This window comes from Rhizobium sp. 18065 (genome assembly GCF_902706095.1).
Lineage (GTDB): Bacteria > Pseudomonadota > Alphaproteobacteria > Rhizobiales > Rhizobiaceae > Allorhizobium.
Window position 1 is genome coordinate 365,771 of sequence record NZ_CACSJP010000005.1, and the last position, 25,408, is coordinate 391,178.

Annotated in this window: 23 protein-coding genes and 2 pseudogenes; 21 read left to right on the top strand and 4 right to left on the bottom strand. The window is 60.2% G+C overall.

Annotated elements, in window-relative coordinates; genetic code table 11:
* The first annotated feature begins 80 nt into the window (after nt 1-80).
* Nucleotides 81-1,127 carry an alpha/beta hydrolase gene (locus tag GVK95_RS14865; RefSeq protein ID WP_159950940.1) on the top strand — a complete coding sequence of 349 codons (1,047 nt, stop codon included), beginning with the start codon at nt 81-83 and terminating at the stop codon, nt 1,125-1,127.
* A 60-nt stretch (nt 1,128-1,187) separates the two neighbouring features.
* Here GVK95_RS14865 and pyk read toward each other — a convergent pair whose 3' ends face one another.
* Together pyk and GVK95_RS14875 are read right to left on the bottom strand one after the other, a co-directional pair.
* Nucleotides 1,188-2,627, bottom strand: a complete 1,440-nt coding sequence (gene pyk / locus GVK95_RS14870) for a pyruvate kinase (RefSeq protein WP_159950942.1) — start codon at nt 2,625-2,627, stop codon at nt 1,188-1,190.
* Nucleotides 2,627-3,001: pseudogene (locus tag GVK95_RS14875) on the bottom strand (DUF1036 domain-containing protein); the annotation flags it as partial. The pseudogene GVK95_RS14875 and the gene pyk, both read right to left, overlap by 1 nt.
* A gap of 317 nt (nt 3,002-3,318) precedes the next feature.
* On the opposite strand from GVK95_RS14875, the gene GVK95_RS14880 reads away from it, so the two are divergent.
* The 3 genes from GVK95_RS14880 to GVK95_RS14890 all read left to right on the top strand — a co-directional run bounded on the left by GVK95_RS14880 (nt 3,319) and on the right by GVK95_RS14890 (nt 4,823).
* Nucleotides 3,319-4,161: an N-formylglutamate amidohydrolase gene (locus tag GVK95_RS14880; protein WP_159950944.1), complete on the top strand. Its 843-nt coding sequence runs from the start codon at nt 3,319-3,321 to the stop codon at nt 4,159-4,161.
* On the top strand, nt 4,158-4,463 hold the full coding sequence (locus tag GVK95_RS14885) for a DUF1244 domain-containing protein (protein ID WP_159950946.1): 306 nt from the start codon (nt 4,158-4,160) through the stop codon (nt 4,461-4,463). The genes GVK95_RS14880 and GVK95_RS14885 overlap by 4 nt, the downstream gene beginning before the upstream one ends.
* A 90-nt stretch (nt 4,464-4,553) precedes the next feature.
* Nucleotides 4,554-4,823 carry a DUF2312 domain-containing protein gene (locus GVK95_RS14890; protein ID WP_007607128.1) on the top strand — a complete coding sequence of 90 codons (270 nt, stop codon included), beginning with the start codon at nt 4,554-4,556 and terminating at the stop codon, nt 4,821-4,823.
* Nucleotides 4,824-5,013: 190 nt separating this feature from the next.
* Here the strand turns inward: GVK95_RS14890 and GVK95_RS14895 are convergent, their stop codons facing one another.
* Entirely contained in the window at nt 5,014-6,822 is a 1,809-nt protein-coding gene (locus GVK95_RS14895) for a DUF882 domain-containing protein (RefSeq protein WP_244618777.1), read from the bottom strand.
* Between the two features lie 271 nt (nt 6,823-7,093).
* Nucleotides 7,094-8,635, bottom strand: coding sequence for a sigma-54 dependent transcriptional regulator (locus GVK95_RS14900; protein ID WP_159950950.1), 1,542 nt, complete (start codon nt 8,633-8,635; stop codon nt 7,094-7,096).
* A gap of 295 nt (nt 8,636-8,930) precedes the next feature.
* Here GVK95_RS14900 and GVK95_RS14905 point away from each other — a divergent pair, with 295 nt between their 5' ends.
* The 17 genes and pseudogenes from GVK95_RS14905 to GVK95_RS14985 form a co-directional block, all read left to right on the top strand.
* Complete coding sequence (locus GVK95_RS14905) at nt 8,931-10,769, top strand: M3 family oligoendopeptidase (RefSeq protein ID WP_159951018.1); 1,839 nt, start codon at nt 8,931-8,933, stop codon at nt 10,767-10,769.
* 20 nt (nt 10,770-10,789) lie between these two features.
* Nucleotides 10,790-11,950: an aminodeoxychorismate synthase component I gene (locus GVK95_RS14910; RefSeq protein ID WP_159950952.1), complete on the top strand. Its 1,161-nt coding sequence runs from the start codon at nt 10,790-10,792 to the stop codon at nt 11,948-11,950.
* Nucleotides 11,935-12,558 carry an aminotransferase class IV family protein gene (locus tag GVK95_RS14915; RefSeq protein ID WP_159950954.1) on the top strand — a complete coding sequence of 208 codons (624 nt, stop codon included), beginning with the start codon at nt 11,935-11,937 and terminating at the stop codon, nt 12,556-12,558. The genes GVK95_RS14910 and GVK95_RS14915 overlap by 16 nt, the downstream gene beginning before the upstream one ends.
* 8 nt (nt 12,559-12,566) lie before the next feature.
* The gene (locus GVK95_RS14920; RefSeq protein ID WP_159950956.1) at nt 12,567-12,851 is read left to right on the top strand and encodes a YciI family protein; all 285 of its coding nucleotides are present in this window, start codon (nt 12,567-12,569) and stop codon (nt 12,849-12,851) included.
* Nucleotides 12,852-12,908: 57 nt separating this feature from the next.
* Nucleotides 12,909-13,091: a type II toxin-antitoxin system HicA family toxin gene (locus tag GVK95_RS14925; RefSeq protein WP_159950958.1), complete on the top strand. Its 183-nt coding sequence runs from the start codon at nt 12,909-12,911 to the stop codon at nt 13,089-13,091.
* A gap of 18 nt (nt 13,092-13,109) precedes the next feature.
* Nucleotides 13,110-13,508 carry a type II toxin-antitoxin system HicB family antitoxin gene (locus GVK95_RS14930; protein ID WP_159950960.1) on the top strand — a complete coding sequence of 133 codons (399 nt, stop codon included), beginning with the start codon at nt 13,110-13,112 and terminating at the stop codon, nt 13,506-13,508.
* A 10-nt stretch (nt 13,509-13,518) separates the two neighbouring features.
* Nucleotides 13,519-14,409 carry a DUF3445 domain-containing protein gene (locus GVK95_RS14935; RefSeq protein ID WP_159950962.1) on the top strand — a complete coding sequence of 297 codons (891 nt, stop codon included), beginning with the start codon at nt 13,519-13,521 and terminating at the stop codon, nt 14,407-14,409.
* A 142-nt stretch (nt 14,410-14,551) separates the two neighbouring features.
* Entirely contained in the window at nt 14,552-15,994 is a 1,443-nt protein-coding gene (locus tag GVK95_RS14940) for a homospermidine synthase (protein WP_159950964.1), read from the top strand.
* Between the two features lie 217 nt (nt 15,995-16,211).
* Nucleotides 16,212-16,574, top strand: coding sequence for an outer membrane lipoprotein Omp10 (gene omp10, locus GVK95_RS14945; RefSeq protein ID WP_007607143.1), 363 nt, complete (start codon nt 16,212-16,214; stop codon nt 16,572-16,574).
* Nucleotides 16,575-16,832: 258 nt separating this feature from the next.
* Nucleotides 16,833-18,713 (top strand): 5'-nucleotidase C-terminal domain-containing protein, encoded by a 1,881-nt coding sequence (locus tag GVK95_RS14950; RefSeq protein ID WP_159950966.1) that lies wholly within the window; start codon nt 16,833-16,835, stop codon nt 18,711-18,713.
* A 123-nt stretch (nt 18,714-18,836) separates the two neighbouring features.
* Nucleotides 18,837-19,871: a ferrochelatase gene (gene hemH, locus GVK95_RS14955; protein WP_159950968.1), complete on the top strand. Its 1,035-nt coding sequence runs from the start codon at nt 18,837-18,839 to the stop codon at nt 19,869-19,871.
* A gap of 122 nt (nt 19,872-19,993) precedes the next feature.
* Nucleotides 19,994-20,368 carry a metalloregulator ArsR/SmtB family transcription factor gene (locus GVK95_RS14960; RefSeq protein ID WP_159950970.1) on the top strand — a complete coding sequence of 125 codons (375 nt, stop codon included), beginning with the start codon at nt 19,994-19,996 and terminating at the stop codon, nt 20,366-20,368.
* Nucleotides 20,365-20,514, top strand: a pseudogene (locus GVK95_RS14965) (ATPase); the annotation flags it as partial. The gene GVK95_RS14960 and the pseudogene GVK95_RS14965, both read left to right, overlap by 4 nt.
* A gap of 126 nt (nt 20,515-20,640) precedes the next feature.
* Nucleotides 20,641-21,174: an SRPBCC family protein gene (locus GVK95_RS14970; protein ID WP_159950972.1), complete on the top strand. Its 534-nt coding sequence runs from the start codon at nt 20,641-20,643 to the stop codon at nt 21,172-21,174.
* Between the two features lie 431 nt (nt 21,175-21,605).
* On the top strand, nt 21,606-22,214 hold the full coding sequence (locus tag GVK95_RS14975; RefSeq protein WP_159950974.1) for a hypothetical protein: 609 nt from the start codon (nt 21,606-21,608) through the stop codon (nt 22,212-22,214).
* Between the two features lie 80 nt (nt 22,215-22,294).
* Nucleotides 22,295-24,250 carry a methyl-accepting chemotaxis protein gene (locus tag GVK95_RS14980; RefSeq protein ID WP_159950976.1) on the top strand — a complete coding sequence of 652 codons (1,956 nt, stop codon included), beginning with the start codon at nt 22,295-22,297 and terminating at the stop codon, nt 24,248-24,250.
* 190 nt (nt 24,251-24,440) lie between these two features.
* Nucleotides 24,441-25,408, top strand: a 968-nt coding sequence (locus GVK95_RS14985) for an SPFH domain-containing protein (protein ID WP_159950978.1), incomplete at its 3' end; no start/stop codon positions are given.

Here is a 25,408-nt window from a genome sequence, read left to right on the forward strand (position 1 = left end):
TCATCGGCAGGCCTTGACTGCCGGCGCCAGCGCCCGATCTTTCCAAGACATGCCCCGCCAATTCGAAAGCTGTCATCTCCTTGCCAATTCCCCTCAGACCAGGCCTGATCGTGCTGGCCATCGTCGTCTTTCTGGCTGCACTCCTGCTTGTCCTCGCTGCCGCGACCTATATCCGCGCCAGGACGATCGAAGCGGCCTACCCGAACACCGGCACATTGACCGATGTCGGCGGCTACCGGCTCAACGCGCTGCATGTGCCAGCAGGCCCGAATGCCGACCTGCCGCCGATCGTCTTCATCCACGGCGCAAGCGGCAACCTGCGTGACCAGGCCGGCGCCTTCCTGGCGCCGCTGGAAGGGCGGGCCGAGATGTTGTTCGTCGACCGGCCCGGCCATGGCTATTCCGAGCGTGGCGGCCCGGAAAATGACTTTCCCGACGGCCAGGCGCGCGCCATTGCCAGACTGATGGAGCTGAAGGGCATCGACCGGGCGATCATCGTCGGCCATTCCTTCGGCGGCGCGATCACCGCAAGCTTCGGCGTGCTGTTTCCCGACAAGACTGCCGGCCTGCTGTTCCTCGCGGCGGCAACCCATCCCTGGCCCGGCGGCGTAGACTGGTACTACCATCTTGCCTCGACGCCGATCATCGGCCCGATCTTTTGCCACACGCTGGCGCTGCATGCCGGCATGGCCAGGCTCGACGCGGCAACCAGCCATGTCTTTGCGCCGAATGCACGCTCGCAGACCTATGCAGACGACACCGGCCCTGCGCTGGTGCTGAGACCGTCCACCTTCGAGGCCAATGCCACGGACGTCGCCAACCTTCTCGACTATGTGACGCGCTTTGCACCGCGCTACAGAGAGATCGACAAGCCGACTGTTGTCATCACCGGAGACAGCGACGAGATCGTGCTGGAGGAGATCCATTCGCGCGGCCTTGCCCGCGACATCGCCGGATCGGAACTCGTCTGGGTCAAGGGTCTCGGCCACAAGCCGGACTATGTCGCAACCGATCTGGTCATTGCGGCGATCGAGACACTCGCCGGCAAGCCGCGTGACCTGCAGGCCATGGCGCGGACCCTGGAGCCGACGCTTGCAGCCTCCATCGCGCTAAGTCCATCGCAGTAACCCATCGCATGAAAAAAGCCGCCAGAAGGCGGCTTTTCCAAGTCATGCGGTGAAGTCCGATCAGATGCCCGACTGGCCGTCAGCGCCGATATAGGCGATGCGCAGCATGTTGGTTGCGCCCGGCGTTCCGAGCGGCACACCGGCCGAGATGATGATGCGGTCTGCCGGCTTGCCGAAACCTTCCTCGACCACGATGCGGCAGGCGCCGTTGACCATGTCGTCGAGATCCGAAGGCTCCTTTGCCACGACGCAGTGCAGGCCCCAGACCACCGACAGGCGGCGCGCCGTCTGGATGACCGGCGACAGCGCGATGATCGGCACTTCCGGACGCTCGCGCGAGGCGCGCAGGCCGGTATTGCCCGACGATGTGTAACAGACGATGGCGGTCAGCTTCAGCGTCTCGGCGATCTGGCGGGCAGCCAGCGAAATCGCATCGGCGCCTGTTGCTTCCGGCTGGGCACGCTGGGCGTAGATGATGCCCGGATAGTGCGGCTCGCGCTCGACCGTGTGGGCAATCGACGCCATGGTGGCGACGGCTTCGACCGGATACTGGCCGGAAGCCGATTCGGCCGACAGCATGATGGCGTCCGCACCTTCGAAGACGGCGGTCGCAACGTCCGAGACTTCGGCGCGGGTCGGAACCGGTGCGGTGATCATCGATTCGAGCATCTGGGTGGCAACGACCACCGGCTTGCCTTCGCGGCGGCAGGCGCGGATCAGCTGCTTCTGGATGCCCGGAACGCGTTCCAGCGGCATTTCCACGCCAAGGTCGCCACGGGCAACCATCAGGGCGTCGGAGAGCTCGATGATTTCATCGATACGCTCGATAGCCTGCGGCTTTTCGATCTTCGACATCAGGCCGACGCGACCCTTGGCGATCTTGCGCACTTCGGCCAGATCTTCCGGCCGCTGGATAAACGACAGCGCAACCCAGTCGACGTCATTGGTCGCCAGAACGGCATCCAGGTCGGCCCGGTCCTTGTCGGTCAGAACGCCGGTTGCCAGAATGGTATCAGGCAGGCTGACACCCTTGCGGTCGGAAATCTTCGTGCCGGACACGACTTCGGTGACGATGGTCTTGCCGTCGCACTTGACGGCCTTGAGGTGCAGCTTGCCGTCATCGATCAGCAGGCGGTCGCCGACATTGACCGATTCCATGATTTCCGGATGCGGCAGGTAGACGCGGGTCGCGTCGCCAGGCGCTTCGTTGCTGTCGAGCGTGAATGTCTGGCCCGGCTTCAACTCGACCGTGGTCTCGGCAAATTTGCCGACGCGCAGCTTCGGACCCTGAAGGTCGGCAAGAATGCCGATCGGACGGCCGCAGGCGGCTTCGACACTGCGAATGCGCTGGATCAGCGTCCGCAGCATCTCATGGCTCGAATGGCTCATGTTGATACGGAAAAGATCGGCACCGGCTTCATGAAGTTTCCGGATCATCGCCTCGTCGGAAGAGGCTGGTCCGAGCGTTGCAAGGATCTTTACTTTGCGGTTGCGCTTCATCAGTTCTGGCTTTCTTGCGTGCCCGACGTATCGGAGAGCTGGACCATCCAGCTGCCCTGCCGGCCGGTGTCATATTCTTTGAATCCCATCTGCTGATAGCCGCGCGCAAAGCAGTCGTTCACGCCCACGATCTTGAACTCGTTCTCGGCGACACACATATTGATGTCACCGGCCCATCGTCCGCCGCGGGCCGCGTCTTCAGCATAGAGATAATAGTAGCGCGACTGCAGTTCGCCTTCGATCAACGTGGCGCATGTGCCAGCCGGCACCTGCCACCAGCCTTCGGTAATCCAGCCTTCTTCGGCTCGATATCCAACGGAAACGCCGACCAAATTCTGTGTCCCATTGCAGACCCTGAATTCGGCGTGGGCAGCACTTGCGGCCATGAACGGCGCGAGCAAGGCTCCTACGAGAAGAAGGGGCTTTAAAAAACGCGCGGCAGCGCGGTCGCAAGTCTGTCGATGTTGCTTCTGCACGATTGCCGCCGGAACTCCATAAATGCGCATTGGATGCCTTCTTGCGATGATGACCCAAGAATGTCAACGCAACTCTAATCGATTATAATTCCCACCTCGGGTCAGGGTTGGAACCATCATGTCCGATCTTGGCACAAACGTGACCGAGGTGAAAGCTTGCGCTCCCTATTCCCCCATGCGATCAAACCCATCTAGCATGAGATGGCTTCGAACTGATGAATGAATTCCCACCTTTCGAAATTGTAGACGGCCGATATGACAACGGCTTGATCCTGCTTGCCGATCACGCGACCAATCATCTTCCGCCCCGCTACGACCGCCTCGGCCTGCCGGATTCGGCATTCGAGCGCCATATCGCCTATGACATCGGCATCGAGGCGCTGACCCGTGCGCTGGCCGCCCGCCTGAATGCGCCGGCGGTCATGTCCCGTTACTCCCGCCTGCTGATCGATCCGAATCGCGGCGAGGACGACCCGACCATCATCATGCGCATCTCCGATGGGGCGATCATCCCGGGCAATCATCCGATTGCGCCCGACGAATGGCAGCACCGGATCGAGACGTTTCACCGGCCCTATCATCGCGCCGTCGAAGAGACGATCGAAAGGGTTGCGTTAACCTCCGGCAAGGCGCCGCTCGTGCTGTCGCTACATTCCTACACCCCGGCCTGGAAGGGCGTTGCCCGTCCCTGGCATGCAGCCGTGCTGTGGGACACCGATCATCGCGCGGTCCGCCCGCTGATCGATTTGCTGAGCGCACCGGGCGATATCCTGGTTGGCAACAACGAACCCTATGACGGTGCACTCAAGGGCGACACGATGTATCGTCATTGTATGACCCGGGGCATACCGCATGCCCTGCTGGAAGTGCGCCAGGATCTGATCGGCCACGAGGATGGCGTGCTCGCATGGGCCGATCGCCTGGCACCGATCTTTTCAAGGATGAATGCCGACCCTGCCCTTCATCGCTATGAGGTCCACGCCTCGCGGACTGGTCCCTATCCGGCGATTTCGGCAGACCCCTTATCCGAAACACCTCTTGAGGAGTGTGCATCATGACAAAGCTCAGCCAGCAGCAGCAGATCGAGTTCGAAGCGGCTGCCTTTCGCCGCCTCGTCGCCCATCTGCGCGAGCGCTCCGATGTGCAGAACATCGACCTGATGAACCTCGCCGGCTTCTGCCGCAACTGTCTGTCCAACTGGTATCTCGACGCCGCGAAGGAGGCAGGTACCCCGCTGACGCGCGACGAATCCCGCGAGATCGTCTATGGCATGCCCTATGACGAGTGGAAGGCACTGCATCAGCAGGAAGCCGACGATAAAAAGAAAGCCGCCTTCGAACAGAACCGGCCGAAGGAGTGATCGACTCTGCGTCTTTGGGACTTGACGCGGGGCCTCGTTCACGGCAGTTCATCGCCACCGATAAAATTCCCGCTACCAAGGAGATTGCCCATGTCTGATGCTGCCCACGGCGTCGCCCGCGACCAGCTCCGCGCCTTTGTTGAGCGCATCGAGCGTCTCGAAGAAGAAAAGAAGACCATCGCCGACGACATCAAGGACGTCTATGGCGAAGCCAAGTCCATGGGCTTCGACACCAAGATCCTCAAGAAGGTCATCGCCCTTCGCAAGAAGGACGACCAGGAACGCATGGAAGAGGACCTGATCCTCGACACCTATTTGCATGCACTCGGCATGATCGAAAATCCGCCGGAAGCCGAATAAGCGCTTTCAGCCGACATCAGAAACCCGCCCTCGTGGCGGGTTTTTTGTTGCTGCAATCAACCGGCATCAAAGATGGAGCAGACTTGGGCAAGGCCATAGAGGTGATCTATGGCGGCCCGGCAATTTTCCCGGTCACAAACGAAAAACCCGCCACAAGGGCGGGTTTCGTGTCTCTGAATGTGCGACCTGTTTAGGACTTGGGTTGGCCGAAACGGCTTGGATCGACCGAAGTCGCCCCCTGCTTGAAGCCGACCGGAATGGCCGCACCCGGAGCGCTCAGCGAGCGGGCAACGATGCGCGGCGCCTTGACCGGCTTGCTCACCGTCGCAAACGTATCCTTGCTCAGCGCCCATTGCGTGATCATGCTCTTGGTCAGCTTTGCGCCACCGGTCATTGCCATGCGTGCCTGCTCGGCCTCAAGTTCGCTCGGACGACCACCCTTGGTCGGCAGGCCCGCCTCGACACCATCGGCCTGGCCGACCGGCGTATCGAACATGTCGCCGAACTGAGTCTCGGGTTCGGCTGCTTCTTCGCGGTCGATCGAGGCAACTTCGATATAACGTGCTGGCTGCTGCGGCTGCGCGGCGGGCGCATCCTCGACCTTGGCCACCACTGTCATGTCCTTCGGATAGGCTGCCGGAACCGGAGCTGCTGCCATCTCGGGCTGCGCATTGCCCTTCTCCAGCGCTTCCGCTGCTTCCGGAGACAGGATTGCCTGCTCGACTTCGTCAACCTCCGCCTCAATCTCCGAGTCCGCGCTCGCCAGCAGGGCTTCGGCAACCGATGGGCGCACAGACGGGACAGGAACCGTCATGCCGTCAGCCAGCACAGCACCCTCGGTCATGGCCGGATCGATAGATGCCGTCATCACATTCGCAGCAGCGCTCTGTTCCGCATTGCCAGGCATGCCTCGCGGTCCGAGCAATGTCGGGATCGGGATCTTGACGGCCTGCAGATCGGCAAATTCGCTGGTTGGCGCCTCGACCGGAACCGGCACGCCGCTGGCGACCTGGCTGAGCGCATCCTCGGCTGCATTGCGGGGCGGCTGATAAAGCGCAACGGCAAGACTTGCGTCGGCCTGCTTCAGCGAAGGCCGCGCCTGCGGCACAGGCAGCGCCGCAAGCGACGGCTGCTCGACACCCGGCAGGGCACTGGCGACCATCACCGGTTCGGCGGCGGTGACGACGGCTGGCGCCGGCTCCTCGCGCTGCGGCTGCGTGGCAACGGCGGGACGCTCGGCCGGCACGCTGACATCTTCTTCCTCGTCCTCGTCGCCACCACCAAACAGCATGGCAAGCAGGTTCTTCGAACGCGACGGGCTTTTGGCTTCCGCCATCAGGATCGTATTGCCGGAGGCCAGACGCTTCTTGTACTCGGCCATGGCTTGTTGATAGCCCGGCAGCGGCTTGCCATCCGAAGGAAGGTGAACCGTCTTGCCATCGGGGAACAGGCGCACGAGATCCTGGCGGTTCATCCGCGGCCATGCGCGCACGCCGCCGACATCCAGATGCACAAACGGCGAACCGGAATTCGGATAATAACCGACGCCACCGGCCTGCAGCTTTACGCCATTCTCACGAATCGTCTTCAGCGAAACACCGGGAATGTAGAAGTCCATCGCAGTGCCGCGCATGTGCTGGCTTTCCTTGGCCACGCCTTTCGAGCGTGACCGCAGCATGGCGTTTGTCTGCGGCGAGCGATAGCCGGAGACGGCCTTGATATAACCCTTGCCGCCGGAGCGCTTGTAGACTTCCCACACCAGATCGAACAGGCGTGGATCCATCTTGGTCGGCTCGTTGCGACGCCAGTCCCGGAGAATGTAGTTGAGTTGTTTCAGACCCTTCGGGTCGTAGCGGCCATTGCGCTTGAACGTGATCGACGCTTTTTCGCCCGTGTGGACGAATTCGATGTTCAGCGTCCGGGTTTCGGCCGAAGCCGTCCGGGCCGTGCCAACAAGCGCAAACGCACTGATAAAAAACATCGCGAACAGCGGCAGCATGAGCCTCTTCGCGAAATGCGCGCAAGCAATCCGGGCCAAGCGCCCGTTTTGCTTATGAGGCGCGCTAATGTCCTGCGATGTATGCAATGCAATCCCCGTCCAAAGACTACGTCCCAGGCAAACTCAAATGAATGTCAAATGCGGTCTTAGCATGGCAAATCTGCCACAGATCCGCAAGCAATCCATATATAGTGAACGCTTGCCTAACAAGTGCTTAGCATGTGGTAAGCGATTAAGCTTACCCCAGAGTTAACACTGGACGAAGTCGGAATCAGGCCGCGTGCTTTTGCGGGTCATCCGGGTCTATCCCGTAATCCTTGAGTTTGCGATAAAGCGTCGAGCGGCCGATACCCAGCTTGCGTGCCACCTGGCTCATCTGTCCACGGTAGAATTTCAACGCGAAACGGATCAATTCCTCTTCAATTTCAGCGAGTTTCCGAACGTTCCCGGCTTCATCGGTGCTGATGATGACATTGCCCTGAGCACCGGTGGCAACCGACGGAGATACCGCCTGTGGCGCTGTCGCAAAACTGGCCGTTCGTTCTGCCAGCGCCGCCTGCACCCGCGCCATCGTGGTCGGCTCGTTCAGCCCCGCCGGAACGTCGTGACTGTGTCCGGCACTGCGGGTTGTGGTGACCTGCGAGGCTATATGCGGAAAATCTGATTCGCCAAGAACGCTGCTTTCGGCAAGCACGACAGCCCGGAAGATCGCGTTTTCAAGCTGGCGGGTATTGCCCGGCCAGTCGAACGCGGTGAGCAGTGCAATGGCCGATGAATCGATCTGCAAGGTCTTGACCAGTCGCTGCTCGAGCGAGAAGCGCTCGACAAATGCCCGAACCAGATGCGGAATGTCCTCCTTGCGCCGCCTGAGCGCGGCAATCGTGATCGGAAAGACATTCAGGCGGTAGTACAGATCCTCGCGAAACCGGCCGGCCTTCACTTCCTCGATCAGATCCTTGTTGGTCGACAGGATCAACCGCACATTGACCTTGCGCGATTTGCGCGATGCGCCGCCATCCAGTTCACCGGACTGCACGAGTTCGAGCAGTCTGATTTGCGCCGGCGCCGACAACTCGCTGATTTCCTCGATGAAAAGCGACCCGCCATCCGCATCGGAAATCTTGCCGGGAACGATGTCACCCTCGACCGGCACGCCGCGCTCGGAGCCGAACAGCGCCTCCTCGATCTGGCTGGGAGCGGCTGCGTTGCAATTGATCAGGACGAAAGGTCTGGAGGCGCGATCACTCGCCGCATGAATGGCGCGCGCGATCAGTTCCTTGCCGACACCCGCCTCGCCTTCGAGCATCACGGGGATGGCAGACTGCGCCGCCCGGCGGCCGAGCTCGACAACACGCGACATGGCCGCGCTGACCGACACCACATCCGAAAAGCTGACCGCACCGCTGCGTGCCCGCCGCGGTGCCTTGCCCTGCAGGCTGCTGTGATGAATTTTCAAAGCCGCCTGCACGGCGCCCATCAGGCGCTCGGGCGCAAAAGGCTTGACCAGAAAGTCGAATGCTCCACCACGAACGGCAGCAAGCGCCGTTTCGGTTGCTCCATCCGCTGTCAGGACGATCGCCGGTATGGTCGGATTGATGTCGGAGAGCGTGGAGAGAAGCGCTGCCGGCAAGCCGTTGCCGGACGAGGCATCCACCAGGACAACATTGATCGCATCGCGATTGCGCCGCAGGATTTCAATCCCGGCATGCGGCGTCTCGGCCATGTGAGCAATATGCCCCTGCGCCTCGATGGCAAACTTCAATGCCCGACGCTGCGTCGGATCCTCATCGATAACTAGGATATGTGCGGTCAACTCTGGCTCCCCGGATCCATGCTGGCGCGTTCGCGCTCCTGGGTCGTTTCAAGCGGGGAGCCTGCCAGAAAGGACTGAACATGTTCTTTGAAGAAATGCTCGCATTTTAACCGTCTCTAACCTGTATTGGCACAATCCACAGGCGCAGGCCGCGTCAACGCACACCCTTTCAATGCCTGCTCGGATCAGTTCTGGTGCTTGCCGTCCGGCCATCGACTGACTACATCTCCCACGCGACCGAGAGAGAAAGGACATCACCATGATGATCGACAAACGCCCCGCCGTGGCCCCGCTCATGAGCACTGCGGCCACCGGCTCCGTAGCGCCGGCCCAGACGCAGACCTCGACCCTTGGTGATTTGCCGACCTGGAAACTGGAGGATCTCTATTCCTCGCAGGCCGCGCCCGAATTTCTCGGTGCCGTTGAAAAGGCCGCCAGCGATGCGCTGGCCTTTGAAGTGAAATGGAAGGGCAAGCTGGCCACCGCACTCGAAACAGTCGGCCCCGAAAGCGTCGCCATCGCCCTGCAGGAACTGGATGCGCTGGAAGACCTGATCGGCCGCATCGGCTCCTATGCCGGCCTTACCTACTATTCCGACATGATCAACCCGGAAAACGGCAAATTCTTCGGCGACATCCAGGCAAAGCTGACCGACCTCTCCGCCCGCCTGCTGTTTTTCCCGCTCGAACTCAACCGCCTGGATGACGAAGCTGTCGATGCGGCCATCGGCCGCGACCCGGCGCTCGCCCATTTCAAACCGTGGATCGTCGATCTGCGCAAGGATAAGCCGTTCCAACTCGATGACCGGATTGAACAACTGTTCCTGGAAAAATCGCAGACGGGCGCTGCCGCCTTCAACCGTCTTTTCGACGAGACGCTCGCCTCGCTGCGTTTCAAGGTCGACGATCAGGAAATGCCCCTCGAGCCGACACTGACCATGCTACAGGACGCCGACCCGGCCAGGCGTGCCAAAGCCGCTGAAGCCCTGTCGAAGACTTTCAAGGACAATATCCGCGTCTTCGTCCTGGTTACCAACACGCTGGCCAAGGACAAGGAAATCTCCGACCGCTGGCGCGGCTTCGACGATATCGCCGATAGTCGCCACCTCGCCAACCGTGTCGAGCGCGAAGTGGTCGATGCGCTGGCGGCAGCGGTTCAGGAAGCCTATCCGCGCCTGTCCCATCGCTATTACAATATGAAGGCCAGGTGGCTCGGCATGGACCAGATGAATTTCTGGGACCGCAATGCACCGCTGCCGGAATCCTCGGACCGCCTCATTCCCTGGGACGAGGCCAAAGACATGGTGCTGTCGGCCTATGGTGGTTTTGCGCCGGAAATGGCCGAAATCGCCGGACGTTTCTTCGACGGCGGCTGGATCGATGCCCCGGCCCGTCCCGGCAAGGCACCCGGCGCCTTTGCCCATCCGACCGTGCCGTCGGCCCACCCCTATGTACTGCTCAACTATCTCGGCAAGCCGCGCGACGTGATGACACTCGCCCATGAACTTGGCCATGGCGTGCACCAGGTTCTCGCCGGCGAACAGGGTGCGATGATGTCGCAAACCCCGCTGACGCTCGCTGAAACCGCCTCCGTCTTCGGCGAGATGCTGACCTTCCGCGCCCTGCTCGACAAGACGACCGACAGCCGAGAGCGCAAGGCCATGCTCGCCCAGAAGGTCGAGGACATGATCAACACGGTGGTGCGCCAGATCGCTTTCTACCAGTTCGAGCGCAAGATCCATGCGGCCCGCAAGGAAGGCGAACTGACGGCAGAAAAAATCGGCGAACTCTGGCTCTCGGTTCAGCAGGAAAGCCTTGGCCCGGCGATCAAGATTTCGGAAGGCTACGAGACCTGGTGGGCCTATATCCCCCACTTCATCCACTCGCCCTTCTATGTCTATGCCTATGCCTTCGGCGACTGCCTGGTAAACTCGCTCTATGCCGTCTACCAGAATGCCGAGGACGGCTTCCAGCAGAAGTATTTCGAGCTTTTGAAGGCCGGCGGCACCAAGCATCACTCCGAGCTTCTGGCGCCCTTCGGTCTCGACGCCACCGACACGTCGTTCTGGGCCAAGGGTCTGTCGATGATAGAGGGCCTGATCGACGAGCTGGAAGCGCTTGATAAGGCAGCCTGAGCAGGAGACGCCGACGCCCGATGGGTGACCATGCCCCTTACGTGCTTTTCCGTGATGATCCGCGCGGCGAGAGCCTCGTTTTTGCCGAACCGCGCGACCTGATCGTCGCGCGGACGGCGGACGAGGTTCTGCCGGCGCTTGCTCGCCTGGAGGAGGCCAGACGCCACGGCAAATGGCTGGCAGGATTCCTTTCCTACGAAGCCGGCTTTGTCTTTGAGGATAAACTCAGGCCCTTCATCGAGGACAATCGCGAAACGCCACTGCTTGCCATAGGTGTCTTCGACGCGCCTCAGGCCGAAGACCATCCCTTGGCGTCCGCGCCGCATGCCATTCCCAATGCACCACTGCTGAGTGATCTGCGCGCAGCCTGGGACCTGCCGACCTATACCGACCGTTTCGAGCGACTGCACCAGCACCTGCGCAAGGGCGACTGCTATCAGGCCAACCTGACCATGCCGATCACGGCGACATGGTCGGGCGATGCGCGCGCCGCCTTCTGGTCGCTGATCGCCCGCCAGCCGGTTCACTATGGTGCGCTGATCGATTTCGGCGACCCGGTCATCCTCTCGCGCTCCCCCGAACTCTTCTTTTCCGTCGATCGAGGCGGCTATATCGAAACGCATCCGATGAAGGGCACCGCCGCGCGCGGAGCGACGCCCGAAGAAGACGACGCCATCATCGCGGCCATGCTCGGCGACGAAAAGACGCAAGCCGAAAACCGCATGATCGTTGATCTGCTGCGCAACGACATCTCGGTGATTTCGCAAGTCGGCACACTGACGGTGCCGAAGCTGTTCGAGATCGAGACCTATCCGACCGTGCACCAGATGGTCAGCCATGTCCGGGCAAGACTTCTCCCCGGCACCGGCCTACCGGAAATCCTGAAAGCGCTTTTTCCCTGCGGCTCGATCACCGGCGCGCCGAAAATGTGGGCGATGCGCATCCTGCGTGAACTGGAGGCCGGACCGCGCGATGCCTATTGCGGCGCGATCGGCTATTGCGATCCGTCCGGACCGATGCGTTTTTCGGTTGCGATCCGCACGCTGACCCTTTTCAATGACAACAGAGCCGTCTTCAATGTCGGCGGCGGCATCGTCTTCGATTCGAAGGCCGAAGCTGAATATGACGAATGTCTTTTGAAGGCGCGATTTGCCGTGGGGAACGAATGGATTTCTCGCTGATTGAAACCATGCGTTGGCAGCCGGTCGAAGGTTTTCTTCGCATCGACCAGCATCTGCGCCGCCTGACCCGTTCTGCCGACGCACTCGGCTTTCGCGCGCCACAAAACCCGCTCGCCATGCTCAAAAGCGAAGTCGCGGCCGACCATCCGCTGCGGGTCCGGCTTGTGATGTCCTTCCGTGGCAAGATGGAGGTGACCACGACGCCTTACGAGGCCGAGCCTGAGGAAAAGGTCTGGAAACTCAGGATTGCCAGGACACGGCTGAATTCCGAAGATGCCCTCTTCCGCCACAAGACCTCGCGCCGCGACCCTTACGAGGCGGCACGCGCAGAGTTCACCAAAGATGAGGCTGACGAAGTGCTGCTGCTCAACGAGCGCGGCGAGGTGTGCGAAGGCACGATCACCAATCTCTTCGCCGAGGCGGCCGACGGCAGTCTGCTGACCCCACCGCTCGCCAGTGGCCTTTTGCCCGGCGTACTGCGTGCCGAACTGATCCGTGAGCGCCGGGCGAAAAGCGAAGTGCTCAAACCCGAAGACCTGAAATACCGCAAGTTGTTCGTCGGCAATTCGCTGCGTGGCCTGATGCCGGCTGAATTGGTCGAGGACTAGGGAAACCGATGTTCATCCTCTCCCTCACCTATGTCAAACCGCAGGAAGAAGCCGATCGGCTGATGGAGCCGCACATGGCCTGGGTCAATGCCGGTTACGACAGCGGCATGTTCCTCGCCTCCGGCCGCAAGGTGCCCCGCACCGGTGGCATCATACTGGCCAAGGGCGAAAGGACACAGATCGAGTCTTATGTGGCAGCCGATCCCTTTGCGATGGAGGGTGTCGCGGAATATGAGATCAGCGAAGTGGCCGTCACCCGTACCGCAGCCGGGCTCGAGCGTTTGCGGGACTGACGACAGCATTTGATTTTCAGCTAGAATGCGCATATATATGCGCATTATGGATGCGCCATGGAGACGGATTCTCGGAAAATCATCCAGCGACTCCAAGCCGAAGGTTATGAACTCGTTGCGGTATCCGGCTCTCATCACAAGCTGCGCAAGGACAAAAAGACAGTGATCGTTCCGCATCCGAAGAAGGACCTGCCGTTCGGAACCGCGCGCGCGATTGCCAAGCAGGCAGGCTGGGTCTAGTCGATCGAGGAGAATGTCATGCATCACTATGTCGCCATCGTCCACAAGGATGCTGAAAGCGCCTATGGGATCAGCTTTCCGGATCTTCCGTCTGTTTTCTCTGCAGCCGACGACGAAAATGACATCGTTGCCAATGCGATCGAAGCTCTGCGCCTCTGGGCTCAAGACGAGCTTCTACCGGATCCAGCCTCCCACGCCGATATCCTGGCCAGAGACGATGTGCGCAGCGAGCTGAAGGACGGCGCATTTTTGATCCGGGTGCCCCTGATAGACGACGACACTCGAACTGTACGGGCCAACATCACGTTGGAAGCCGGAACACTGGCCGCGATCGACATCACGGCGAAGAAACGCGGCTTGACGCGTTCAGCCTTCATCGCGAGTTGTGCCCGAAAGGAAATCGAGCGTTCGGCGTGAGTATCAAGCCATGAGTACATTCACCCACATGCCCTATGCCGGGTCGACGCGTCCCTTCACCATCGGCCTCTCGTCGCTCGATCCCGATCGCTGGATCCAGCCTGACGGAATGCTCCAGCTCTATCTCGACGAGAAGCAGAAGCTCGCGGCAGGCCAACGCGACGATGTTTTTCGTGCGACCGCAGACAGCCTGCCAGCGCAGCGCGAATGCCTTGGCCTGATCGTCGATCATCTGGAAACCCGGCACCCGCAACTCTGTCGCCGAGACGACGATGCCATCACCATCGCCGGACACACCATCGACCTCGACGATGAGACCATTCCGCCGCTCATGCGCGCCGGCTTTCTCGTCCAGGACGATCTGATCATCATGAAGCGGCGCGAGACAGGCTGGTTCATCGCCGCCGCCCATCTGTCCTTTCCCTCCTCATGGTTGCTCGCCGAGAAATTCGACCGCCCGATGGAGGAAATCCATGCGCATGTGCCGGGCTTCCAGGGCGGTACCCGCAACGCGGCCCTGATCAACCGCATCTTCGACAACCTGCTTCCGGACCAGCCGGCCGAGCGTTTCAACTGGTCGATCAACTGGCGGCAAAAGCTTCATCATCCCGAAACCGGCCGCAATGATGCAGCCTCTCCCGATGAGGCCGTCATCCGCGTCGAGCGCCAGACGCTGACCAGACTGCCCGAAACCGGCGCGATCCTCTTCACCATCCGCATCTATCTGGATCCGGTTGCTGCCTTCGAAAACCATGCCGAAGGCGCACGTCTGGCAAAGGCGCTTGCCGACCAACTCGATGCCTTGACACCCGAACAGGCAGCCTACAAAGGCGTCGACATTCAGCGCATTCGTCTCGCCGACTGCCTGCGTAATCGGCATTTTGCGAAAAATTCCGCCTGATCTCGACTGCGGCCTGCGACATACTCTTTATTGTGTCAGTATTTTGTGATCTAGAGCCGCCAATATCGGCCCTGCCGATGCGCATTCGGTAAAGACCCAATTGTGCACGCAGCAAGAGGCTGCGCCCTGCAAGGAGACAAAAATGAGTGAGACATCCTATCCGGTTTACGGCGAGATCACCGGCCCGATCGTCATGATCGGCTTTGGTTCGATCGGCCGTGGCACGCTGCCGCTGATCGAGCGCCACTTCAAGTTCGACAAGAGCCGGATGGTCGTCATCGACCCGCGCAACGACGATGCGGAGCTGCTGGCAAAGCACGGCGTCAAGCACATCCAGGCGCATGTCACCAAGGAAAACTACAAGGAACTGCTCAAGCCGCTTCTGAAAGCCGGCAAGGGCCAGGGCTTCTGCGTCAACCTCTCGGTCGACACCGGTTCGCTCGATCTGATGAAGATGTGCCGCAAGCTCGACGTTCTCTACATCGACACGGTCGTCGAGCCATGGCTCGGCTTCTACTTCGACAAGAACATGAAGAACTCGGAGCGCACCAACTACGCGCTGCGCGAAACCCTTCGCGGCGAAATCAACAAGAACCCGGGCGGCACCACGGCCGTTTCGACCTGCGGCGCGAACCCGGGCATGGTGTCGTGGTTCGTCAAGCAGGCCTTGGTCAATGTCGCCAACGAACTCGGCGTCAAGTTCGAAGAGCCGGCGCAGAACGACCGCGAAGGCTGGGCCAAACTGATGAAGAAGGTCGGCGTCAAGGGCATCCACATTGCCGAACGCGACACCCAGCGCGCCAAGAACCCGAAGCCGATGAACGTCTTTTGGAACACCTGGTCGGTCGAAGGCTTCATCTCGGAAGGCCTGCAGCCGGCTGAACTCGGCTGGGGCACCCACGAAAACTGGATGCCGAAGAACGCCAAGAAGCACAAGAAGGGCTGCAAGGCGGCCATCTATCTCGAGCAGCCGGGCGCCAACACCCGCGTTCGCACCTGGTGCCCGACCCCTGGCCCGCAGTACGGCTTCCTCGTCACCCACAACGAATCGATCTCGATCGCCGACTACTTCACCGTCGAGAAGGATGGCGAAGTCGCCTATCGTCCGACCTGCCATTACGCCTACCACCCGGCCAATGACGCGGTTCTGTCGCTGCACGAGATGTTCGGCAATGGCGGCAAGCAGCAGCCGGTCCTACACGTTCTCGACGAGAACGAACTGGTTGACGGTGTCGACGAACTCGGCGTGCTGCTCTATGGCCACGACAAGAACGCCTACTGGTATGGTTCGCGCCTGTCGCTGGAAGAAACCCGCCGCATCGCGCCGTACCAGAACGCAACCGGCCTGCAGGTAACCTCTGCCGTGCTCGCCGGCATGGTCTGGGCACTCGAAAACCCGAAGGCCGGCATCGTCGAAGCCGACGAGATCGACTACAAGCGCTGCCTTGAAGTGCAGATGCCGTATCTCGGCCCGGTCGAAGGCCATTACACCGATTGGACCCCGCTTGAAGGCCGTCCGGGCCTATTCCCGGAAGACCTCGACGAGAAGGATCCGTGGCAGTTCCGGAACATTCTGGTTCGTTGATCCGTTAACAGCCCTGCTGGAAGCCCGTCGCCCCTTGCGGCGGGCTTTTTGCTTTCATAGACAGGAACTGCAGGAAGCCGCATCCAGGCGGGATAAACCGGACCAGACAGGATCCCGGCCTTGCTTTGGACAAGGCTTCACGGCATGGTTTTTAAAATTTTAGGCAATTAGACAAGCGGACGGCGCTATCACGCCGCCGAGACGGTGGGAGACCAGAATGCAACTCAAGTCCCTGGTGGCAATCGCGGCCTGTGCAATGGCGCTTTCCTCCTGCTATTCCAGCGGCCCGCGCCCGCTGCCGACCGTCAGCCAGGGCCCGACCGTGGAAGGCGCCTGGGCGGATCCGAACGGCATCGTCTCCACCTTCCAGGGCGGCACATTCACCACCCGTACGACCGACACCAACCAGGTTCTTGCCTCCGGCAGCTACACATTGCAGTCCGACCGCCTGGTCGAAATCAACATGACCTCCTTGGTGCGCAACACGCAGCAGAAGGTCAATTGCGCCCTGGTCACGCCGAACCAGCTCAACTGCACCTCCGACAGCGGCGCGCAGTTCTCGCTCGCGCGCCGGGCTTGAGGCCCGCCGGGGTCTGGGCTTGATGCCGGGAGCCCGGTTGATTTTCGCGTCATCCAGATGACGTTGTCGACATGATATGCAGCGGCTGCCCTCGGCAGCCGCTTTCTTATTTCACCATTCGATAACATGACACAAATGGGTGATTTTCTCTTGCGGTTGCCATGACTTGATGAAAACATCTGGCCATCCAGGGCGCGGAAGCGGACATCAAGAGCCGTTGTTGCACCGAATGACGATGTAAAAACAGGAGAGAAAACGATGTTCAGACACCTGCGGTTCGGCCTTTTGAGTGCATCCGTACTTGCACTATCCGCCGGCGGCGCATTTGCCGATTTCGAACTTAATATCCTGCACATCAACGATCTTCATTCCCGCATCGAAGCGATCAACAAGTTCGATTCGACATGCTCGGCCGAAGAGGCCGGCAAGAACGAATGCTTCGGCGGCATCGCGCGCGTCAAGACCGCCATCGATACCCGCCGCGCCGAACTCGATGGCAAGAACGTGCTGACACTTGATGCCGGCGACCAGTTCCAGGGCTCGCTGTTCTATACGACCTACAAGAGCGCGCCGATTGCCGAATTCATGAACGGCATCGGTTTCGACGCCATGGCGATCGGCAACCACGAATTCGACGACGGTCCCGAAGAACTGGCCAAGTTCATCGATGCGCTGAAGTTCCCGATGATCTCCGGCAATACCCTGGCCGGCCTCGACACGCCGATCGCCGACAAGTTCAAGCCCTACATCATCAAGGAATTCGGTGCCGACAAGGTCGCTGTGGTTTCCGTTCTGGCCACCGATACCGACGAAACCTCTTCACCGGGCGACAGCGTGCTGTTTGCCGACGAGATCACCTATCTCAAGGAGGCGGTGAAGGAGATTGAGGCGGCCGGCGTCAACAAGATCGTGCTGCTGTCGCATGTCGGCTATGTCAAGGATCAGCAGATCGCAGCAGCAGTCGACGGCATCGACGTGATTGTCGGCGGTCACAGCCACACATTGCTATCCTCGACCGACGAGAAGGCCGCGGATCCCTATCCGACACTGGTCAAAAACCCGTCCGGCAAGGACGTGCCGATCGTCACCGCTTATGCCTATTCGAAATATCTCGGAGACCTGGCCGTCACCTTCGATGACGCCGGTGTCGTAAAGTCCTCCTCCGGCGCGCCGAAGCTGCTCGATGCCTCGGTCACTCCCGATGCCGGCTTCGTCGCCAAGGTAGCGGAACTCGGCGGCCCGATCGAAGAACTGAAGCTGAAGGAAATCGGCTCGACCTCCGATATCATCGACGGCTCCCGCGATGTTTGCCGCACTGCCGAATGCACCATGGGCAATCTTGTTGCCGACGCCATGGTCGACCGTCTGAAAGATCAGGGCATCACCATTGCCATCCAGAACGGCGGGGGCCTGCGCGCTTCGATCGACGCCGGCACGGTCACCATGGGCGAAGTGCTGACGGTTCTGCCCTTCCAGAACTCGCTGGCGTCTTTCCAGCTCAAGGGTTCCGACATCGTGGCAGCCCTCGAAAACGGTCTCAGCCAGATCGAAGAAGTCGCCGGACGTTTCCCGCAGGTCTCGGGCCTGAAATATTCCTTCGACAAGTCGAAGCCGGCCGGCAGCCGCGTCGTCTCGGTCGAGGTGAAGGAAGGCGATGCCTTCGTCGCGCTTGATCCGAACAAGGTCTATGGCGTCGCCACCAACAATTACATGCGCGCAGGCGGCGACGGCTTCAAGATCTTCGCTACAGCCGGCCAGAACGCCTATGACTTCGGACCGGGGCTTGAAAGCGTCGTGGCCGACTTCATCGCCAAGAACAGCCCCTACAAGCCTTATACCGACGGCCGCATAACCGAGGTTGCAGCCGCGGTAGCCGTCCCGGCAGAAACGGCCCCGGCAGAGGAAACCGCTCCGACAGCAGCAGCCACACCGGCAGCCACCCCGGCAGCAGCGGCGGTCGAAACAGCAACAACGGCTGCCGTAACGGCCTATAAAGTGGTTGCTGGCGACAGCCTGTGGAAAATTGCCAAGGCAACCTATGACAACGGCGCGCTGTGGACCAGGATCGCCGAGACCAATGGACTGAAGAACCCGGACCTGATTGCCGTTGGCAAGGAACTGGAATTGCCAGCCAACTAAGACCGTTTGACGCATGACAACAAGCCGGCCCGGGCTTTCCCGGGCCGGCTTTTGCTTTTATCAGATGATCCTCGAGACAACTTTCGACGTAGTGGCGTTCAGCCAGACCATCAGGATTTCAACATGACCGCACTGCCCGCCCATTGGCCCTCCGACCATCCGCCCGTCAACTTCGGCAAGGTCGGCGTTCTCCTCGTCAATCTCGGCACGCCGGACGGCACCGATTATGAATCTATGCGGCGGTATCTGGCAGAATTCCTGACAGACAAGCGGGTCATCGAGTGGTCGCGGCTGTTCTGGTATCCGATCCTCTACGGCATCGTGCTCAACAAGCGGCCGCAAAAGGTCGGCGAGGCATACAAGTCGATCTGGAACAACGATCTCGACGAGAGTTATCTGCGCACCTATACCCGCAACCAGGCGGAAAAACTGGCCGAAGCCTTCAAGGATATCCCGCATGTGCATGTCGACTGGGCCATGCGCTACGGCCAGCCGGCGATCCAGAAAAAGATGGAGGAAATGCAGAAGGCCGGTTGCGAGAAGATCCTCGTCTATCCGCTCTATCCGCAATATGCAGCCGCCACCACCGCCACCGTCAATGACGAGGCCTTCAAGGCGCTCCTGAAGATGCGTTGGCAGCCGGCACTGCGCACCGTGCCGCAATATGCCGATGACCCGGTCTATATCGATGCCCTGGCAAACTCGATCGAATCCCATCTGGCAACGCTCGACTGGCAGCCGGAAGTCGTCCTCACCTCCTATCACGGCATTCCGATGTCCTATTTCAAGAAGGGCGATCCCTATCATTGTCAGTGTTACAAGACGACGCGCCTGTTGCGTGACCGTCTTGGCTGGTCGAAGGAAAAGCTGACGGTCACCTTCCAGTCCCGCTTCGGGCCGGAGGAATGGCTGCAGCCCTATACCGACAAGACTGTCGAGAAATTGGCCAAGGATGGCATCAAGCGCATCGCCGTGCTCAATCCGGGCTTCGTTTCCGATTGCCTCGAGACGCTGGAAGAGATTGCCGTCGAGGCGGGAGAGGATTTTCTCCACAATGGCGGGGAGAAGTTCGCCCATATCCCCTGCCTGAACGACAGCGCCGACGGTATGCGCGTCATCGAAAATGTCGTGCGTCGCGAATTGCAAGGCTGGATCTGAGATCCGCAGCATGACCAAACTAACGAAGGGCCGCAGCGATGCGGCCCTTTCTGTATTCAGACACGCGAAAACATTAAACCGAACGGTTGACAATTAAGATCGCTTCGACGATATTAAACCATATGGTTGAGCAACACACACACGACATGAATTCGGTCTTTCACGCTCTCGGCGATGCGACGCGGCGGCAGATGCTGCGCGATCTCTCCCATGGCGAACGCACGGTCAGCGATCTGGCGAAGCCTTACGAGATGTCGCTTGCGGCGGCCTCCAAGCACATCAAGGTTCTCGAAAGTGCCGGCCTGATCCGCCGCGAAATACGCGGACGGACCCATCTCTGCCGTCTGGATCCGGGACCGCTGGCGACAGCGCATGAATGGCTGAACTTCTACCAACGCTTCTGGACCGGTCGCCTCGACACACTCGAACGGCTCCTCCGGCAGGAAGACAAGCAGACATCCACTGGCACTGATAAACAAGAGAGGAATGACACATGACCGAAACAGCAACTCTCGACGCCTATGGCGTTGTCACCGATGCCGCCACCTTGACGATAGAACGTCTTTTGCCCGGCCCGGTCGAGCGGGTTTGGGACTACCTGACCAGAAGCGAACTGCGAAGACAATGGCTGGCCTCGGGCGACAGCGCATGAATGGCTGAACTTCTACCAACGCTTCTGGACCGGTCGCCTCGACACACTCGAACGGCTCCTCCGGCAGGAAGACAAGCAGACATCCACTGGCACTGATAAACAAGAGAGGAATGACACATGACCGAAACAGCAACTCTCGACGCCTATGGCGTTGTCACCGATGCCGCCACCTTGACGATAGAACGTCTTTTGCCCGGCCCGGTCGAGCGGGTTTGGGACTACCTGACCAGAAGCGAACTGCGAAGACAATGGCTGGCCTCGGGCGACATGGACCTGAATGTCAATGCGCCGTTCGAATTGACATGGCGCAATGATGAACTGACCGATCCGCCTGGCACCCGGCCCGAAGGCTTTTCCGAGACGCACAGCATGCAGAGCCGGATCACCGAACTGGAACCGCTCCGAAAATTGACCTTCACCTGGGGCGACTGTGGAAGTGTCACGATGACGCTGGAACCCAGGGGCACCAATGTGCTGCTGACCCTGGTCCACCAGCGTATTTCCGATCGCAAGAACATGCTGATGGTCGGCGCCGGCTGGCACATGCATCTGGATATTCTGGTGGCCCGCATCAATGGCACGAAAGCCCAGCCCTTCTGGGATGGCTGGCTGCGCCTGCGCGATGAATATGACCAGCGGATAGCAGTCTGACCGGATCTCCGTCGCATTGCACGGCGAATGGAGACAGGCGCAGTGCAGGTTTCAAAGTCACCGTCCGCAGCAGAGGTCAGATTTTAACGGGATAAGAAAGGGTCGCCGAGGCGGCCCCTTTTTGTCGCCGCAGGAAAGAAATTGCTCATGCAACCCGCAAGCGCATCCTTACTGAGCGAGCGCTGTATTTTTATGCAACCAAGAAATGCCAACGATCGGAAAAAGCCTAATATATCAGCGATTTGATCTATTGCCCGCGCAGTTATCCAATACAACAAAAGCACTTAAAGGTTGACTGACAACATTTGTAAAACTTGAGTAACCACCGTCTAACACATTGTATTCAATTGAGATTTTGTATCGATGATTTCTTATATTAACTGACATTTAAATATTGATGCCTAAATTTAAGGCCAACAAAGGAGACGATCATGGCATTTTCTAGATCCGCGTTGACCGCTGCAGCCTTGGTGCTGTCGGCTGCCTCAACAGTTGCCGAGCCGGCAAAACCTGATGTTCAAAAGATGATTACGCCGGCCGTGATCGAAGAGATGCGTAAGTGGATCGACACCGAGATCGTCCAGGTTTCCGTCGGCGCCCAGAACGCTGCCAAGAGTGATCTGGCGCAGGAAAAGATCGACGAACTCGACAAGATGTGGCGTGCCGAACAGGAGGCTGCTGACAAGCCGCTGATCGCAGCCACCTTGTCCAACCCCTTGTCTGTCTATCTCGCGCGCATGCAGGGCCGGTCGCTCGGCCTCTATGCCGAGATCTTCATCATGGATCAGAATGGCCTGAATGTTGGCCAGAGCTCGGTCACCAGCGATTTTTGGCAGGGGGACGAGGACAAGTTCCAGAAGACCTATGATGTCGCCGATGATGCGCTCTTCATCGATGAGCCGGAATGGGATGACGAAGCCAAGATCTGGCGCAATCAGGTCAGCTTCACGCTGACGGATGCGGCCAAGGCCAAGATCGGTGCGGTGACCGTCGAGATCAATCTGACCGAACTGCAGCGCCGCCAGTCACCGGCGACCTAGTCAGCCTTATGATGAACGCTTGAGGCCAGTCGCAGTCAATCCTGCCGAACGGCCGCACAATTTTTCACAGGAACGAACCCATGCTGAAGAATATCTCCGTGAGCGCGAAAGGTTTTGCAGCCTTTGGCATTTTGGCCGTGATCGCGATCGGCGCCTCCGGCCTGATTTACACCCGCTCGACGACGGCGACCGTACTTGTCGAACACAATCAGGAACTCGGTCAGTTGCAAGACGCAGCAGCCGTCTTCATCGACGACGTGACACAGGCAAACCTTGCCCTGAAGAACTTTCTTCTCACAGGCAATCGTGATTTTGTCGCCGAATATGGCGACATCACGAAAAAGCTCGATGCCGGGAAGCCCCAGCTGGAAGCACTTTTCAACACCCACTCCCCGGCCGACCTTTCGGCTGTCAAGGAAGCACTCGCCGTCCTGGATGAATGGCGCGCTAGCGTCGTCGACAGGCAGGTAGGCCTGATGCGCGACCCGATGACCGTCGAACTTGCCCGTGCCCTGGAACTGACCGGCTCCGGCACCAAGCTGCTGGGCGATTTCAACAGCAAGATCGACATTGCGACGGCCTCTGTTCAGCAGCAGATCAGCGTCGCCTCGGCGGCTCAGAAGGCAGCGCTCGGCGCCGTCGAATGGATCAGCCTGTTTGCAGCCGTCACCGTCGCACTCGTTGCCGGACTGATGAGCTTGCTGAACTTCCAGCTGGTGTCCAGGCCGCTTGGCAAACTCGCCGACGCGACCTCGCGTCTTGCCAATGGCGACCTGAATGTCGCCATCGAAAAGGGCGGCAAGGACGAAATCGGCAAGATGGCCGAGGCCATGCAAGTCTTTCGCGAGGCAGCGATCGCCAACAACCGCCTGCAAGGCGAAGCCGAGCAGAACCGCAAGCAGGCCGAACTGGACCGCATCGCTGCTCAGGAGCGCGCCGAATCCGACGCGGCCGAACGCCTGCGCATCGCGACCTCCGGCCTTGCCCAAGGCTTGAAGCGCCTTGCCGCCGGCGAACTCTCCTTCCAGCTGAACGAAGCCTTTGCACCGGACTTCGAAGCCCTGCGTCACGACTTCAACCAGTCGGTGCGCCAGCTGAACATCACTCTGGGCGGCATTGCCAACAGTGTAGCAACGATCGAAACCGGCACCCGCGAAATCGCATCCGGAACAGATCATCTGTCGAAGCGTACCGAACAGCAGGCGGCAGCCCTTGAGCAGACGGCAGCAGCCGTGGAACAAATCACCGCCAACGTGGTCAACTCGACCAAGCGCACGGAAGAAGCCCGCGGCGTCGCGACCCAGGCCAATTCTTCGGCCACGGAATCCTCCAAGGTCGTCGCCCATGCCGAAGACGCCATGCGCAAGATCGAACAGAGCTCGCAGCAGATCTCCAACATCATTGGCGTGATCGACGAGATCGCCTTCCAGACCAACCTGCTGGCACTCAATGCTGGCGTCGAGGCCGCCCGCGCTGGCGAAGCAGGCAAGGGCTTTGCCGTCGTCGCCCAGGAAGTCCGCGAACTGGCACAGCGTTCGGCCAATGCGGCAAAGGAAATCAAGGCGCTCATCCACAACTCGACGACGGAAGTGTCGAGCGGTGTCGACCTGGTCCGCAAGACCGGCGAAGCACTGCGCACCATCGGCGGCTTCATTGCCGAAATGAACACCCACATGGATGCCATCGCGATTTCGGCGAAGGAACAGTCGACCGGTCTGTCTGAGGTCAACCATGCCGTCAACTCGATGGACCAGACCACCCAGCAGAATGCAGCCATGGTCGAGGAATCCAACGCGGCCTCTGGCGCCCTTGCCGGCGAAGCGGCCAAGCTGCGCGAGCTGATCTCCCAGTTCGCCATCGAAGCGACCGCCTCGGCTCAGTCCACCGGATTGCGCGAAACGGCCCGTGCCATGGCGCAGCCGACCCGCAGCCCGGCTGCCCGCCCCGTACAACAGCAGCCGGCCAGAACCAGTGCCCCTATGCCCCGCAGCCATGGCAATGCAGCCGTCGCCCAGGACAATTGGGAAGAATTCTGAGCCGACCCTTTCGGCAACAAACACCGAATGACAGAAGGCGGCGTGATGCAGATCACGCCGCCTTCTGCTTTTATCACCGCTCTGTCACTCCTAAGTCCGTCCGTTGGTCCGTACCTCTTGCAATCAGCAAGTGCTTTCACGATGTTAGGACAACAGCACAAACGGCGCCGCGCCGTCTGAGGAGGAAACAATGCTCAATCTTGCCGGTCCGGATATCGTCGTCATTGCCGTGGCGGTGCTCGTCATCCTGGTGCTCTTTGCCGGGATCAAGACCGTGCCGCAGGGCTATCGCTACACCATCGAACGGTTCGGCCGCTACACCCGCACACTGGAGCCTGGCCTCAACCTGATCATCCCCTTCTTTGATCGCATCGGCGCGAAGATGAATGTGATGGAACAGGTGCTCGATGTGCCGACCCAGGAGGTCATCACCAGGGACAATGCGTCCGTCTCCGCCGATGCCGTCGCCTTCTATCAGGTGCTGAATGCAGCCGAGGCGGCCTATCAGGTCGCCAATCTGGAAAACGCCATCCTCAACCTGACCATGACCAATATCCGCTCGGTCATGGGCTCGATGGACCTCGATGAACTGCTGTCAAACCGCGAAGTGATCAACGACCGGCTGTTGCGCGTCGTCGACGACGCCGTGCGTCCCTGGGGCATCAAGGTCACGCGCGTCGAAATCAAGGACATCCAGCCGCCGGCCGACCTCGTCGACGCCATGGGCCGGCAGATGAAGGCGGAGCGCGAGAAGCGCGCCCAGGTTCTGGAAGCCGAAGGTTTCCGCAACGCCCAGATCCTGCGCGCCGAAGGTGCCAAGCAGTCAGCGATCCTCGAAGCGGAAGGCCAGCGCGAAGCCGCCTATCGGGAGGCCGAAGCCCGTGAGCGTCTCGCCGAAGCCGAAGCCAAGGCGACCCGCATGGTGTCCGAAGCGATCGCCGCCGGCGACATCAATGCGATCAACTACTTCGTTGCCCAGAAATACACCGAGGCCATGACCGCGATCGGCACCGCTTCAAACTCCAAGATCGTCCTGATGCCAATGGAGGCCTCCGCCCTGATCGGCTCGCTTGGCGGCATTGGCGCCATCGCCAGGGAAGTCTTGGGCGAACAGCCGCGGGCCGCCGTTCCGCAGGTCCCCGCCCGCCCCGCTCAACC

What these genes read in the sequence shown, in the direction of transcription:
- GVK95_RS14970 (WP_159950972.1), top strand. Translation starts at nt 20,641, where the DNA reads ATGACCGAAACAGCAACTCTCGACGCCTATGGCGTTGTCACCGATGCC.
- GVK95_RS14935 (WP_159950962.1), top strand. Translation starts at nt 13,519, where the DNA reads ATGAGTACATTCACCCACATGCCCTATGCCGGGTCGACGCGTCCCTTC.
- GVK95_RS14980 (WP_159950976.1), top strand. Translation starts at nt 22,295, where the DNA reads ATGCTGAAGAATATCTCCGTGAGCGCGAAAGGTTTTGCAGCCTTTGGC.
- GVK95_RS14905 (WP_159951018.1), top strand. Translation starts at nt 8,931, where the DNA reads ATGAGCACTGCGGCCACCGGCTCCGTAGCGCCGGCCCAGACGCAGACC.
- GVK95_RS14915 (WP_159950954.1), top strand. Translation starts at nt 11,935, where the DNA reads ATGGATTTCTCGCTGATTGAAACCATGCGTTGGCAGCCGGTCGAAGGT.
- GVK95_RS14950 (WP_159950966.1), top strand. Translation starts at nt 16,833, where the DNA reads ATGTTCAGACACCTGCGGTTCGGCCTTTTGAGTGCATCCGTACTTGCA.
- GVK95_RS14920 (WP_159950956.1), top strand. Translation starts at nt 12,567, where the DNA reads ATGTTCATCCTCTCCCTCACCTATGTCAAACCGCAGGAAGAAGCCGAT.
- GVK95_RS14885 (WP_159950946.1), top strand. Translation starts at nt 4,158, where the DNA reads ATGACAAAGCTCAGCCAGCAGCAGCAGATCGAGTTCGAAGCGGCTGCC.
- GVK95_RS14910 (WP_159950952.1), top strand. Translation starts at nt 10,790, where the DNA reads ATGGGTGACCATGCCCCTTACGTGCTTTTCCGTGATGATCCGCGCGGC.
- GVK95_RS14930 (WP_159950960.1), top strand. Translation starts at nt 13,110, where the DNA reads ATGCATCACTATGTCGCCATCGTCCACAAGGATGCTGAAAGCGCCTAT.
- omp10 (WP_007607143.1), top strand. Translation starts at nt 16,212, where the DNA reads ATGCAACTCAAGTCCCTGGTGGCAATCGCGGCCTGTGCAATGGCGCTT.
- GVK95_RS14880 (WP_159950944.1), top strand. Translation starts at nt 3,319, where the DNA reads ATGAATGAATTCCCACCTTTCGAAATTGTAGACGGCCGATATGACAAC.
- GVK95_RS14960 (WP_159950970.1), top strand. Translation starts at nt 19,994, where the DNA reads ATGGTTGAGCAACACACACACGACATGAATTCGGTCTTTCACGCTCTC.
- GVK95_RS14925 (WP_159950958.1), top strand. Translation starts at nt 12,909, where the DNA reads ATGGAGACGGATTCTCGGAAAATCATCCAGCGACTCCAAGCCGAAGGT.
- hemH (WP_159950968.1), top strand. Translation starts at nt 18,837, where the DNA reads ATGACCGCACTGCCCGCCCATTGGCCCTCCGACCATCCGCCCGTCAAC.
- GVK95_RS14895 (WP_244618777.1), bottom strand. Translation starts at nt 6,822, where the DNA reads ATGCTGCCGCTGTTCGCGATGTTTTTTATCAGTGCGTTTGCGCTTGTT.
- pyk (WP_159950942.1), bottom strand. Translation starts at nt 2,627, where the DNA reads ATGAAGCGCAACCGCAAAGTAAAGATCCTTGCAACGCTCGGACCAGCC.
- GVK95_RS14940 (WP_159950964.1), top strand. Translation starts at nt 14,552, where the DNA reads ATGAGTGAGACATCCTATCCGGTTTACGGCGAGATCACCGGCCCGATC.
- GVK95_RS14890 (WP_007607128.1), top strand. Translation starts at nt 4,554, where the DNA reads ATGTCTGATGCTGCCCACGGCGTCGCCCGCGACCAGCTCCGCGCCTTT.
- GVK95_RS14975 (WP_159950974.1), top strand. Translation starts at nt 21,606, where the DNA reads ATGGCATTTTCTAGATCCGCGTTGACCGCTGCAGCCTTGGTGCTGTCG.